This window comes from Reyranella sp. (genome assembly GCF_004296935.1).
Taxonomy (GTDB): Bacteria; Pseudomonadota; Alphaproteobacteria; order Reyranellales; family Reyranellaceae; genus Reyranella.
The window spans coordinates 1-12,558 of record NZ_SCVH01000086.1 but is presented as its reverse complement, the minus strand read 5'-3'; the positions used below and the strand labels follow the sequence as shown (position 1 = coordinate 12,558).

General features: G+C 66.2%; 13 protein-coding genes. 3 read left to right on the top strand and 10 right to left on the bottom strand.

The window, feature by feature from the left end; translation table 11 throughout:
• From EPO55_RS12455 to EPO55_RS12430, 6 genes are all read right to left on the bottom strand, one after another.
• On the bottom strand, positions 1-753 hold a 753-nt coding region (locus EPO55_RS12455), incomplete at its 3' end, for an ATPase domain-containing protein (RefSeq protein ID WP_296337162.1).
• A gap of 2 nt (positions 754-755) precedes the next feature.
• On the bottom strand, positions 756-1,532 hold the full coding sequence (locus tag EPO55_RS12450) for an ATP-binding cassette domain-containing protein (protein ID WP_296337161.1): 777 nt from the start codon (positions 1,530-1,532) through the stop codon (positions 756-758).
• On the bottom strand, positions 1,529-2,308 hold the full coding sequence (locus EPO55_RS12445) for an ABC transporter permease (protein ID WP_296337160.1): 780 nt from the start codon (positions 2,306-2,308) through the stop codon (positions 1,529-1,531). The genes EPO55_RS12450 and EPO55_RS12445 overlap by 4 nt, the downstream gene beginning before the upstream one ends.
• Positions 2,305-3,459, bottom strand: a complete 1,155-nt coding sequence (alr, locus tag EPO55_RS12440) for an alanine racemase (RefSeq protein WP_296337158.1) — start codon at positions 3,457-3,459, stop codon at positions 2,305-2,307. Before alr ends, EPO55_RS12445 begins: the two co-directional genes overlap by 4 nt.
• A gap of 8 nt (positions 3,460-3,467) precedes the next feature.
• On the bottom strand, positions 3,468-5,003 hold the full coding sequence (locus EPO55_RS12435; RefSeq protein ID WP_296337157.1) for a replicative DNA helicase: 1,536 nt from the start codon (positions 5,001-5,003) through the stop codon (positions 3,468-3,470).
• Positions 5,004-5,098: 95 nt separating this feature from the next.
• Entirely contained in the window at positions 5,099-6,337 is a 1,239-nt protein-coding gene (locus tag EPO55_RS12430) for a cyclopropane-fatty-acyl-phospholipid synthase family protein (RefSeq protein WP_296337156.1), read from the bottom strand.
• 222 nt (positions 6,338-6,559) lie between these two features.
• Here EPO55_RS12430 and EPO55_RS12425 point away from each other — a divergent pair, with 222 nt between their 5' ends.
• Positions 6,560-7,597, top strand: coding sequence for a Fe(3+) ABC transporter substrate-binding protein (locus tag EPO55_RS12425; RefSeq protein WP_296337155.1), 1,038 nt, complete (start codon positions 6,560-6,562; stop codon positions 7,595-7,597).
• On the opposite strand, the gene EPO55_RS12420 is transcribed toward EPO55_RS12425, so the two are convergent.
• The 4 genes from EPO55_RS12420 to rpsF all read right to left on the bottom strand — a co-directional run bounded on the left by EPO55_RS12420 (position 7,572) and on the right by rpsF (position 10,661).
• Positions 7,572-9,221, bottom strand: a complete 1,650-nt coding sequence (locus EPO55_RS12420) for an iron ABC transporter permease (protein WP_296337154.1) — start codon at positions 9,219-9,221, stop codon at positions 7,572-7,574. The genes EPO55_RS12425 and EPO55_RS12420 overlap by 26 nt on opposite strands.
• Before the next feature lie 97 nt (positions 9,222-9,318).
• Positions 9,319-9,957, bottom strand: a complete 639-nt coding sequence (gene rplI, locus EPO55_RS12415; protein ID WP_363718996.1) for a 50S ribosomal protein L9 — start codon at positions 9,955-9,957, stop codon at positions 9,319-9,321.
• A 15-nt stretch (positions 9,958-9,972) separates the two neighbouring features.
• Entirely contained in the window at positions 9,973-10,206 is a 234-nt protein-coding gene (gene rpsR / locus EPO55_RS12410; protein ID WP_296337153.1) for a 30S ribosomal protein S18, read from the bottom strand.
• The gene (gene rpsF / locus EPO55_RS12405; RefSeq protein WP_296337151.1) at positions 10,203-10,661 is read right to left on the bottom strand and encodes a 30S ribosomal protein S6; all 459 of its coding nucleotides are present in this window, start codon (positions 10,659-10,661) and stop codon (positions 10,203-10,205) included. Before rpsF ends, rpsR begins: the two co-directional genes overlap by 4 nt.
• A 260-nt stretch (positions 10,662-10,921) precedes the next feature.
• On the opposite strand from rpsF, the gene fabD reads away from it, so the two are divergent.
• A complete protein-coding gene (gene fabD, locus EPO55_RS12400; protein WP_296337150.1) occupies positions 10,922-11,863 on the top strand; it encodes an ACP S-malonyltransferase in 942 nt (313 codons plus the stop codon).
• A 13-nt stretch (positions 11,864-11,876) separates the two neighbouring features.
• Positions 11,877-12,558, top strand: a 682-nt coding sequence (gene fabG, locus EPO55_RS12395; RefSeq protein ID WP_296337149.1) for a 3-oxoacyl-ACP reductase FabG, incomplete at its 3' end; no start/stop codon positions are given.

Genomic DNA, 12,558 nt, shown 5'->3' with positions numbered 1-12,558 from the left:
CAGGATGCGGAACTGATGGCCGCGCTCGCCCTCGAAATAGAGCACCGTGTCGACCATGTGCTCGAGCACGCGCGGGCCGGCGATGGCGCCGTCCTTGGTGACGTGGCCGACCAGCAGCACGGCGATGCCGCGGCGCTTGGCCAGCTCGACCAGTGCCTGCGAGGAGGCACGCACCTGCGTAACGGTGCCCGGCGTGCTGTCGACCGTGTCGAGCCACATGGTCTGGATCGAATCGATCACCGCGACCTTGGGCGCGTCGGGGCGCTCCAGCGTCGCCACGATGTCGCGCACCGAGGTGGCCGCCGTGAGCTGCACCGGCGCGTCGCCCAGGCCCAGGCGCTCGGCGCGCAGGCGCACCTGGTCGAGCGCCTCTTCGCCGGAAATGTAGGCGCAGGACGTGTGCTGGCGGGCGAGCGCCGCCGCCACCTGCAGCAAGAGCGTCGACTTGCCGATGCCGGGATCGCCGCCGATCAGCAGCGCCGAGCCCACCACCAGCCCGCCGCCGCAGACACGGTCGAACTCGGCGATCCCGCTCTTGTAGCGCGGCGGCTGCGGTGTCGTGCCGGTGAGGCCGGCGAACTCGAGGAGACGGCCCTTGCCGCCACGCGCCAGCCCGCCGCCGGCGGGGCCGGGCGCCGGTGCCGATTCCTCGGTGATGGTGTTCCACTCGCCGCAGGATTCGCAGCGGCCGCTCCATTTGTTCGCGACCGCGCCGCATGACTGGCAGACGAAACGTTTGAGCGGGCGCGCCATGGTCAGAGCTTCCGGACCTGCATGCGGATCGGACCTTCGGCCCGGCCATGGATGAATTGGTCGACATGGGCGTTGCCGGACTGGTCGATGTCGGCGACAGGCCCCTGCCAGATGAGCTTGCCCTCGTAGAGCATGCCGACGCGATGGCCGATCTTGCGTGCGCTCGCCATGTCATGGGTGATCGACACTGCCGTGGCGCCGAGGTCGCTGACGCACTTGACGATGAGGTCGTTGATGACGTCGGCCATGATCGGGTCGAGGCCGGTGGTCGGCTCGTCGAAGAAGATGATCTCCGGTTCGCGGGCGATGGCGCGGGCCAGGGCCACGCGCTTCTGCATGCCGCCGGAGAGCTCGGAGGGAAACAACTCGCCGATCTCGGGCCCGAGGCCGACGGCACCCAGCTTGGCCACTGCCACTTCGCGCGCCTGGTCGGGCTTCATGCCGTCGCTCTGGATCGGGCCGAAGGCGACGTTCTCCCAGACGCGCAGCGAATCGAACAGGGCACCGCCCTGGAACAGCATGCCGAACTTGCGCATGACGCGGGCGCGGTCATGGTCGTTGAAGTCGACGGTCTCCTCGCCATCGACGCGGATCGAGCCGCGGTCGGGCGCCATCAGGCCGAGGATGCATTTCAGCAGAACCGACTTGCCGCTGCCCGAGCCGCCGATCACGACCATCGATTCGCCCGGCGCCACGTCGAGGTCGATGCCCTGCAGCACCTTCTTCGGGCCGAAGGACTTGGCGACGTCGCGCAGGGATATCTTGGCGGCGGCGTTCATCGGGAGAAAAAGGCTTCGGTGATGAAGTAGTTGGATGTGAGGATCAGGATGGATGCCGAGACCACGGCGTTGGTCGTCGCCATGCCGACGCCCTGGGCCCCGCCCTTGGACGTGTAGCCGTGGTAGCAGCCCATCAGGGTGATCAGGAAGCCGAACACGGCCGCCTTCACGAGGCCCGAGAACACGTCCTGGAACTCGAGGAAGTCCAACGTGTTGCGCAGATAGGCGGTGTCGTTGAAGTCGAGCTTGTAGACGCCGACGAGGAAGCCGCCCAGCACGCCGATGATGTCGGCGATCAGCACCAGGATCGGCAGGGTGACGATGCCGGCGATCAGGCGCGGCACGACCAGGTACTTGAAGGGGTTGGTGGAAAGGGTGGTCAGCGCGTCGATCTGCTCGGTGACGCGCATGGTGCCGATCTCCGCCGCCATGGCGGCGCCGACCCGGCCCGCGACCATGAGGCCGGCCAGGACCGGGCCCAGCTCGCGGGTGAGCGACACCACCACCACGTTCGGAATGGCGCTTTCGGCCGAGAAGCGGGCAAAACCGGTATAGCTCTGCAGCGCCAGCACCATGCCCGTGAAGATCGCCGTCAGCCCGACCACAGGCAACGAATAGTAGCCGATCTCCAGCATCTGGCGGAGCAACTGCTGGCGATAGAACGGCGGCTGCACCGCGAGCCGGATCGCCTGGAAGGCGAAGGAGGTGACAGAGCCGGTGGCCTGCAGGAAAGCCAGCGTCATGCGGCCAAGGACAGTCAGCAACGGAAAGGTCACGCCTCTTCTCCCGCCGCGTCGCCCCGGCCTTCGACATACACACGATGATAGCGCCGACCGAGGGCCGTCATGATCTCATACCCGTTGGTGCGCGCCCGGTCGGCAAGGTCGTCGGGCGACAGATGCGCTCCCAGCACCTCGACGAGATCGCCCGGCTGAGAGTGGGCTTCCGCCACCTCGGTCACGTCGATCGTCACGAGATCCATCGAGATGCGGCCGATCACGGGCGCGGGCTGTTCGGCAATGTACACGGTGCTGTGGTTGACCAGGGCGCGGAAGTAGCCGTCAGCATACCCGAGGCCGATGGTGGCGACGCGCGTGGGCCTCGCCGCGCGCCAAGCGCCACCGTATCCAACGGTCTGCAGAGCGTCAACGCGACGGACCTGCAGGATGCGGGCCTGCAGCGTGACGGTCGGCAACATCGGGTTGGCCTGACCGGGCAGGGGATTGATGCCGTAGAGGGCGGCGCCGGGCCGCATGAGATCGAAGTGGTAGTCGGGTCCGAGGAAGATGCCGGAGGAGTTCGCCAACGAGGCCGGGGCGCCGGGCATCGCCTTGACGAACGACCGGAAGCGGGAGAGCTGCTCGCCGTTGATCGGGTTGGCCGGCTCCTCGGACGCCACGAGATGGCTCATGAACAGGGCGAGCCGCAGGCCGCGCAGGCGGCCGCGTTCGTTGACCAGCGCCTGGGCATCCTCGGGCCCGAAGCCGAGGCGATTCATGCCGGTATCCAGGTGGATGACGGCATCGAGCGGCCGGTTGAAGCGCTGCGCCGCGGCGCGCCAGGCATTGAGCTGGCCGAGGTGATTGAGCACGGGGGTGAGGCCGTGCTCGACGAAATCGGACTCGGTACCCGCGAGCAGGCCGTTCAGGACGTAGATCGGGTGTTCGGGCAACACCCGGCGCAGCTCGATGGCCTCGTCGATGTGGGCGACAAAGAACTGTCGGCAGCCCTCCACGGCCAGTCTCGGTCCCACGACGGCGAGGCCGGTCCCGTAGGCATCGGCCTTGAGCACAGCAGCGCAATCCACCGGACGACCGCCGGCCCGGCCGGCATCGCGCAGGCCGCGCCAGTTGGCGGCGATGGCGCCCAGATCGATCGTCAGGATCGCGCCGGCCCGGCGCGCCGCGTCGTCGGCGGGAGAGGACATCGAACGGCCTAGAAAGCCGGGCCGCCCGGCCGTTCCTCGTCGGCGGGCAGGTTGTCGAACTTGGTGAACTGGCCTTCGAACGCAAGGCGAACGAGGCCGGTGGGGCCGTGCCGCTGCTTGGCCACGATCACCTCGGCCTTGCCGTAGGTCTGCTCGCAGCGCTGCTTCCAGGCGTCGTGACGTTCGTTGAAGCGCTGGTCGTTCTCCTCGGCGCGTCGCGTCGGCTCGCCGCGCTGCAGATAGTATTCTTCGCGATAGACGAACATGACGACGTCGGCATCCTGCTCGATCGAACCCGACTCGCGCAGGTCGGAAAGCTGCGGCCGCTTGTCCTCGCGCTGCTCGACGGCACGGCTCAGCTGTGACAGCGCCAGCACCGGGACATCGAGCTCCTTGGCCAGCGTCTTCAGGCCACGCGTGATCTCGGAGACCTCCTGCACGCGGTTCTCCTGGCGCGACCTGCCGGAGGGATTGAGGAGCTGGAGATAGTCGACCACCAGCAGGCCGAGCCCGTGGGTGCGCTTCAGGCGACGCGCCCGGGTCCGCAGCGCGGCGATGGAGAGTGCCGGCGTGTCGTCGATGAAGAAATTCAGATGCTCGAGCGTTTGGCTCACCGACAGGACCTTGTCGAAGTCGCCGCTGATCAGTTCGCCCTTGCGGATCTTCTCGGACGGCACTTCGGCCTGCTCGGCAAGCATTCGGGTGGCCAACTGCTCCGACGACATTTCCAGCGAAAAAAAGCCGACCACGGCGCCGTCGACGGCCTTGGGCTTGCCGTCCTCGCCATGCTCCTCGCGGTAGGCCCTCGCGGCGTTGAAGGCGATGTTCGTCGCCAGGGCCGTCTTGCCCATCGAAGGGCGGCCCGCGAGGATGATGAGATCCGATCGGTGGAGGCCCCCCAGGAGCTGGTCGAGCTGGAACAGGCCCGACGCCACGCCGGTGAGCTGGCCGACCCGGTGATAGGCGGCTTCGGCTGCGACGGTCGCTTCGGTGAGGGCGGCGCGGAACGGCTTGAAGCCGCCTTCGGTCTGGCCGGTCGTCGCAAGCTCGAAGAGTTTCTTCTCCGCCATCTCGATCTGGTGGAGCGCCGTCTCGTCGACATCGCCGCCAAACGCGCCGTTGACGACCTCCTCGCCGAGGTCGACGAGCTGCCGGCGCAGGTAGAGGTCGTGCACGGTGCGCCCGAAGGCTGCTGCATCGATGACATGGACGGAAGCCGCGGCAAGGCGGGCGAGATAGGGCGCCGCGCCGCCGGCCGACTTCATCGCCTCGTCCTGTTCGACGTAGGTCTTCAGGGTGACGGCACTCACCACCTGGCCGCGCTCGATCAGGCGGGACAGCGAATCGAACAGCTTGCCGTGCAGCGGGTCGGCGAAGTGCTCGGGGCGCAGGAATTCGGCCACGCGCTGATAGGCGGCGTTGTTGACGAGGATGGCGCCCAGAAGTGCCTGTTCGGCCTCGAAATTGTGCGGCGGCTCACGCAGACGCGCATCTTCGGCACCGGGGAGGCGCGTGACGTTGGTCGTATCTTTTAATGGCTCCATGTAGAGCCTTTGTTAGGGACGCGAGGGGGCATTCACCACCGCTAATGCGATGGCCCTTCTAGGATAGCCTGAAAGCTGGGGACAACCGAGTCCCGTCACTCCGCCGCCATCGACGGCACCGTACCCTCGCGACGCTCGACTTCCGTCATGTAGTCGCGCGTCAGCGGCACCGCGTCCTGGCGCTTGGCGATCTGGATCTGGAACACCATCTGATTCATGTAGCGAAAAGAAACCTCGCAGCCGGCAAGGTAAAATTCCCACATCCGGCAGAAACGCTCGTCGTAGCCCGCGGTCTGCTTGACCCTCTCCCGGTTGACCTGGAAGCGCTGGCGCCAGTGGCGGATCGTTTCCGCATAGTGCAGGCGAAGCACCTCGATGTCGGTTACCCACAGCTCGACCTTCTCGATCGCCGCCAGAACCTCCGACAGGGCCGGCGAATAGCCGCCGGGGAAGATGTACTTGCGCAGCCAGGTGTTGGTGCCGCCCGGCGGCTCCATGCGGCCGATGGAATGCAGCAGCATCACGCCGTCGTCGGCCAGCAGTTCCTTCACCTTGGTGAAGTATTCGACGTAGTGGGCGGCGCCGACGTGCTCGAACATGCCGACCGAGACGATGCGGTCGTAGCGGCCGGATTCCTGCCGGTAGTCGAGCAGCTTGAACCGCACGCGGTCGGCAACGCCGCCCTCGAGCGCGCGCCGGCTGGAAACGGCATGCTGTTCCCTGGAAAGGGTAACGCCCGTGACGTCGACGTCGAATTGCCGGGAGAGAAACAGGCCCATGCCGCCCCAGCCCGAGCCGATGTCGAGCACGCGCTGGCCGGATTTCAGCAGCAGCTTGGCCGCGATATGGCGTTTCTTGTCGATCTGGGCCTGCTCCAGGCTCTCGCCCGGGGTCGTGAAGTAGGCGCAGGAATACTGGCGGTCTCGATCGAGGAAGAAGTCGTAGAGCTGGTCGTTGAGATCGTAGTGATGCGCCACGTTGCGCTGTGCTCGCCCGACCGGATTGTACTGTTCCAGCCAGCGCAGGATTCTCTGCAGCGCGAACGACCAGCGCACCAGGGGGGTGGAGTCGATCGCCGCGATATTGCGCCCAAGAAGATCGAGCAGGTCGTAGATGTCGCCATCTTCGACTGTAAGCTTGCCGTCCATGTAGGACTCGCCGAACGCCAGCCGCGGCCGAAGCGCGAGGCGGATACCTGTCCACCAGGTATGAATTCGCATGGTAACGGCGGGGCCCGGCCGGGCACCCACGAGCTTATGTGGCCGGCCGCCGGCATCGATGATTGTCAGTTGGCCTTCGCCCAGCACGCGGGCGAGTACCCTGGCTAGCAACATCGTCGTTCCCCCCGGGGCAACGATCTGTCGGGCGGAGTAGTCTCCTCCCGCAACTCCACGTGGTTGTTGTTGAAATGTTAAGCTTAACGGCGAATTCAAGGCAAAGGGTCGCAGGGAGAAAACCGGCTTTTTTGATGTAGAACAATTGCAAACGATTTGCAGTCTCTACAGTTGAGTGTTAGCAGTAGCGTGATTGACACTCACTCGCATTTGGAGACTGACGTGAAGCGACGCATCCTGATGACGACCGGCCTGTCCGCCGGCCTCGGTCTGATGTTGATGCCGCGGCGCTCGCAAGCGCAGGGCACGACGCTCAATCTCTACTCCGCACGGCACTACAACACCGACGAGGCGCTGTACGGCAATTTCGCCGACCTGACCGGCATCAAGATCAATCGCATCGACGCCGAGCCTGACCCGCTCGTCGAGCGGCTCAAGGCCGAGGGTGACAAGAGCCCGTGCGACGTCTTGATCACCACCGACGCCGGCCGCATCGAGCGGGCCCGGCAGATGGGGCTGCTGCAGCCGGTGACATCGGCGGTGCTCGCCAAGTCGGTGCCCGCGCATCTGCGCGATCCCGACAACAACTGGTTCGGCTTCTCCAAGCGCGCGCGCGTGATCCTGTTCAACAAGGAGAAGCTCACGGCCGCGACAGCGCCGCAGAACTACGAGGATCTTGCCGACCCGAAATGGAAGGGCAAGCTGCTGATCCGCTCCTCGGGCCACATCTACAATCAGTCCCTGGTCGGCTCGCTCATCGCCGCGATCGGGCCAGAGAAAACCGAAGCCTGGGCCAAGGGAATCGCTGCCAATCTGGCGCGTCCGTCGCGCGGTGGCGACACCGACCAGATCAAGGGCGTCGCCGCGGGCGAGGCCGAGATCTGCGTCTCGAACACCTACTATTACGTCAATCTGATGCGCTCGAAGAAGCCGGAGGACCGTGCGGTCGCGGCCAAGGTCGGCCTGGTGTTCCCCAACCAGTCCAACCGCGGCACCCACGTCAACATCAGCGGTGGTGCCGTGGCCAAGTACGCGCCCAACAAGGAAGCGGCGGTAAAATTCCTGGAGTATCTCGTGTCGGTGCCGGCCCAGAAGTATTTCGCCGAAGGCAATTCGGAGTTCCCGGTCGTGGCCGGTGTCGCGCTGTCGCCCGAGCTGGCGTCGCTCGGCGCGTTCAAGGAAGACCAGCTCAACGCGCGCGTCTATGCGCAGAACAACGCCGAGGCGCTCAAGATCATGGATCGGGCGGGCTGGAAGTAGGCCCGCCAGAGAAGGGCGGTGGGGCCGCAATCGCGCGGCTGAGCAGGATCACCGGCACCAGCGAGACCGCGACGATCACAATGGCGCCGACTGCCGCCTGGGCAAGGCGTTCGTCGGACGCGAAGCGGTAGACGCCGACCGCCAGCGTGTCGAAATTGAACGGCCGGATCAGCAGCGTGGCCGGCAGTTCCTTCAACACCTCCACAAAGGCAATCACCCCTGCCGTCAGTGCGGGACCGCGCAGCATCGGGAGATGGATGTAGCGCAGGACCTGACGCGGCCGGGCGCCCAGCACGCGCGCGCTTGAATCCATCGCCGGGTCAATGGCGGCAAGACCCGGCGCAATACTGGCCATGCCGACCGCCAGGAAGCGCACGACGTAGGCAATCAGGAGCGCGAAGGCGGTGCCGCTCAGCAGCAGACCGCTCGGCAGGCCAAACAGGCTCTGAGTGAGCTTGTTGATGCCGTGGTCCGCCGAGGCCAGCGGCAGCAGGACGCCGACGGCGATCACCGCGCCGGGGATGGCGTAGCCCAGCGACGCGAATTCGATCACGCGGGACAATCCGCGACGACGCACGAGGCGAGCGGCGTAGCTCAGGAACAGGGCGAGGGCCACGATGATCGCCGCCGCGGTCGCCGCCAGCATGAGGCTGTTGGTGGCGTCACCCAGGAAGCGCCGGTCGCCCAGCGCCACGCCGGATGTCAGGGCGAGCTGCGCCAGGTGAAGCGTCGGCAGGAGAAAGCCCAGAAGGACGGGCAGGGCGCAGGCAAGGATCGCCGCGGCGGCCGCCAGCGGCGCGAGGGTGACCGGCTCGGCGTGATAACGCAAGTTGGAGGCGACGTGGAACCGGGCGCGGCCGCGCGACCGGCGCTCGATCAGGATCAGCAGCACGGCGATGGCGATCAGGACCAGCGATATCTGGGCCGCACCCTCGCGGTTGCCCAGCCCGTACCAGGTTCGGTAGATCGCCGTCGTGAAGGTGTGAACGCCGTAGTATTGCACGGTTCCGAAGTCGGCGAGCGTCTCGAGGAGCGCCAGAGTCAGGCCGGCGGCGATCGCGGGCCGCGCCAATGGCAGAGCGACGCGCAGGAACGTCCGCCATGGGCCGTGCCCCAGGATGCGGCTCGCCTCGAGCAGCGCTTGCGACTGCCTCAGGAACGCCGAGCGCGCTGCCAGGTAGACGTAGGGATAGAGCACGAGCGTGAACAGCAGCGCGACGCCGCTGGCCGACCCGAGGTCGGGGAACCAGTAGTCACCGTGGCCCCAGCCGGTCGCGGCGCGCAGCGTCACCTGCAGCGGGCCGGCGAATGCCAGGAGGTCGGCGTAGGCGTAGCCGATGATATAGGTCGGCATGACAAGCGGCAGCAGCAACGCCCACTGCATCAGCCGGCTGCCGGGAAAGCGGCACATGGTGACCAGCCAGGCCGTGCCGGTGCCGATGACGGTCGTGCCGAAGCCGACGCCCACCAGCAGAATGAGCGTGTTGCCGACGATGTCGGAAAGTTGCGTTTCAGCGATGTGCCGCCACAGGTCACCCTGCCACGACAGAAGGCTCGAGGCGACACCGAGCAGCGGCAAGGCTACGACGCCGGCCACCAGCAGTGCGCCCAGGCGCCAGATCATGGCCTGGCCCAGAAAACGCGGGACAAAAGAAAACGCATGCCATCGCGGGGCGATGGCATGCGTTCGATGGAAGACACGGTGCCGGGAGGCACGCGTTCTACTTCTCTTCGGCCGGCGCTTCCTCGGTGGCGGCAGGAGCCTCGGCGGTCTCGCCCTCGGCAGGCTTGGCCTCGAACAATGCGGCCGCCTGTTCGGCGGCACGCTTGGCGGCTTCCGCCGCTTCGAGCGCGGCGCGCTCGTTCTCGGCGACCAGAGCGCCGCCCTTGGCGAGGAATTCGGCCTCGTCGACCGAACGCGCCACCACGGCGGTGATCTCGATCGTGACCTCGGGATGGAGGTGGACCTTGATCTTGTGGGCACCCAGGTTCTTGATCGGCTTGTCGAGTTCGACCTGGCTGCGCTCGATCTTGACGCCGGCGGCGACGGCACCGTCGGCGATGTCGCGCGAGGTCACCGAACCGTAGAGCTGAAGGGCCTCGGACGCCTGACGGATGAGGACGACCTTGAGGTCGGTCATCTTGGCGCCGACGGCTTCGGCTTCCCCGCGACGCTCGAGGTTCTGGGCCTCGAGAGTCTTACGCTGTGATTCGAAGTAGGTGATGTTGTCCTTGGTGGCGCGCAGGGCCTTTTTCTGCGGCAGCAGGAAGTTGCGGGCGAAGCCGGGCTTCACCTTCACAACATCGCCCATCTGACCGAGCTTGGGCACACGCTCCAACAGGATGACGTTCATCGGCATGATTCGGTCCCCCGGCTAGGCGATGAGGTAGGGCAGGAGCGCCAGGAAACGCGCGCGCTTGATCGCCTGGGCGAGTTCGCGCTGCTTCTTCGACGACACCGCCGAGATGCGGCTGGGAACGATCTTGCCACGCTCGGAGACGAAGCGCTGCAGAAGGCGCACGTCCTTGTAGTCGATGACCGGCGCGTTGGCGCCGGAGAACGGGCAGCTCTTGCGGCGGCGCGTGAAGGGGCGGCGTTGGGCGCTCATTCTTCGTCTCCCGTGAGGGCGGTGGCAACCGGCGGCACGCCGCCTTCATCGCCGAAGCGAGGACGTTCGCGACGCGGCGGACGATCGCCCCAGCGGTCGCCACGATCGCCACCCGGACGATCAGACTTCTCGGCGCTGCGCACCATGATTGCTGAAGGAGCCTCCTCGAGCGCGTCGACGCGGACGGTCAGGAAGCGGATGATGTCTTCATTGATCGACATCGTACGCTCCATCTCCTTCACGGCGGCGGAGGGGGCATCGATGTTGAGCAGGGTATAGTGACCCTTGCGGTTCTTCTTGATCCGATAAGTCAGCGAACGGAGGCCCCAGTACTCCTTCTTGGAGACGGTGCCGCCCAAGCCGGTGACGATGTCGGCGAACTGGTTGGTGAGAGCCTCCACCTGCGTCTGCGGAACATCCTGACGCGCAATGAAGACGTTTTCGTAGAGTGCCATGTAGTTTCGGCTCCTTATGGCTGTTTGGTGACCCGGAGTTCGTCGCGCCCTCAAGAGGATCGACCGGCAACCGCCCGGATCTAGCCGGCCCTTCGCAGAATGCTTGGACCGGCAAGGAGATCGGGGCCGATTTAGGCCCCGAAGAGCGGGGGTTATACAGGCCTGCGGCCTGAAATCAAGCTGTTCCCGGCCCGCCTTGACTGCGCCTTGTACCCCGGTATGACTGCGCCAATTCGCGTCAAATCAGGGGGAAATCGCGCATGAGTCGGGCTTTCGTCTTTCCGGGCCAGGGATCGCAGGCCGTTGGCATGGGCGCCGACCTCGCGTCGGCTTTTGCCACCGCCCGGGACGTATTCGGTGAAGTCGACGAGGCGCTGAAGCAGAACCTGTCCAAGCTGATGCGGGAAGGGCCGGAAAGCGACCTGATCCTGACGGAGAATGCCCAGCCGGCGCTGATGGCCGTCAGCCTGGCAGTCGTGCGCATCCTGGAGAAGGACGGCGGTAAGCCGCTGCCGGCAATGGCCTCCTATGTCGCCGGCCATTCCCTGGGAGAATATTCGGCCCTGGCGGCGGCCGGGACGCTGAAAGTTGCAGACGCCGCGCGCCTTCTGAAACTGCGCGGACAGTCGATGCAGAAGGCCGTTCCGGTCGGCGTCGGCGCGATGGCGGCCTTGCTCGGCATCGAGCTGGAGCCGGCGATGGCCGCCTGCGAGGAGGCCGCGCAGGGCGAAGTGGTCGCGGTCGCCAATGACAACGGTGGCGGCCAGGTTGTCGTGAGCGGCCACAAGGCCGCGGTCGAGCGGGCGATCGAGGCCGCGAAGGCGCGAGGCTGCAAGCGCGGCATGCTGCTGCCGGTGAGCGCGCCCTTCCATTGCTCGCTCATGCAGCCGGCGGCCGATGCAATGAAGGCTGCGCTGGAGGGAGTGGCGATGCCGCCGCCGCGGGTGCCGCTGGTCGCCAACGTGCTCGCCTCGGAGATCAGTGATCCCGCGGTCATCAGGCAGCGGCTGGTCGAACAGGTGACTGGCCTCGTGCGTTGGCGCGAGAGTGTGCAATACATGAAGTCGAAGGGTGTCGAGGTGCTGGTCGAGTGCGGCACGGGCAAGGTGCTGTCCGGACTCGTGAAGCGCATCGACAAGGACATGACGGGCCTCGCCCTGAATGGGCCCGCAGATATCGAAGCCTTTCTGAAGACCGTCTGAGGGAGACGAGACCATGTTCGATCTGAGCGGAAAGACGGCTCTGGTCACCGGCGCTTCCGGCGGCATCGGCGGAGCCATCGCCCGCGCGCTGCACCGGCAGGGTGCCACCGTCACGCTGTCGGGCACGCGTGCCGAGGCGCTGGAACAGCTCAAGGCGTCGCTCGGAGAGCGTACGCACGTCGTCGCCGCCAGGATGGACGATGCAGCCGACATCGATCGCCTTGCCAAGGAAGCCGAGGCAGCGATGGGCAAGCTCGACATCCTGGTGAACAACGCCGGCATCACGCGCGACAACATTTCGATGCGCATGAAGGACGAGGAATGGGAGAAGGTGCTGCAGGTCAATCTCACCGGCACCTTTCGTCTGACCCGCGCGGTCATGCGCGGCATGATGAAACGGCGTTTCGGCCGGGTCGTCAGCATCACCTCGATCGTCGGCGTCACCGGTAATCCCGGCCAGGCCAACTACGCGGCCGCCAAGGCTGGCCTCATCGGCATGTCGAAGTCGCTGGCCCAGGAACTCGCCTCGCGCGGCATCACGGTCAATTGCGTGGCGCCGGGTTTCATCGCCACGCCGATGACCGACGGACTGACCGACGATCAGAAGAAGGGCATTCTAGCCAGGGTACCTGCCGATCGGCTGGGGACGCCCGACGAGATCGCAGCCGGTGTGATCTATCTGGCGAGCGAGGAGG

Coding starts and splice junctions, on each gene's coding strand:
- EPO55_RS12450 (WP_296337161.1), bottom strand. CDS start 1,532: ATGAACGCCGCCGCCAAGATATCCCTGCGCGACGTCGCCAAGTCCTTC.
- alr (WP_296337158.1), bottom strand. CDS start 3,459: ATGTCCTCTCCCGCCGACGACGCGGCGCGCCGGGCCGGCGCGATCCTG.
- EPO55_RS12435 (WP_296337157.1), bottom strand. CDS start 5,003: ATGGAGCCATTAAAAGATACGACCAACGTCACGCGCCTCCCCGGTGCC.
- EPO55_RS12430 (WP_296337156.1), bottom strand. CDS start 6,337: ATGTTGCTAGCCAGGGTACTCGCCCGCGTGCTGGGCGAAGGCCAACTG.
- EPO55_RS12420 (WP_296337154.1), bottom strand. CDS start 9,221: ATGATCTGGCGCCTGGGCGCACTGCTGGTGGCCGGCGTCGTAGCCTTG.
- rplI (WP_363718996.1), bottom strand. CDS start 9,957: ATGCCGATGAACGTCATCCTGTTGGAGCGTGTGCCCAAGCTCGGTCAG.
- rpsR (WP_296337153.1), bottom strand. CDS start 10,206: ATGAGCGCCCAACGCCGCCCCTTCACGCGCCGCCGCAAGAGCTGCCCG.
- rpsF (WP_296337151.1), bottom strand. CDS start 10,661: ATGGCACTCTACGAAAACGTCTTCATTGCGCGTCAGGATGTTCCGCAG.
- fabD (WP_296337150.1), top strand. CDS start 10,922: ATGAGTCGGGCTTTCGTCTTTCCGGGCCAGGGATCGCAGGCCGTTGGC.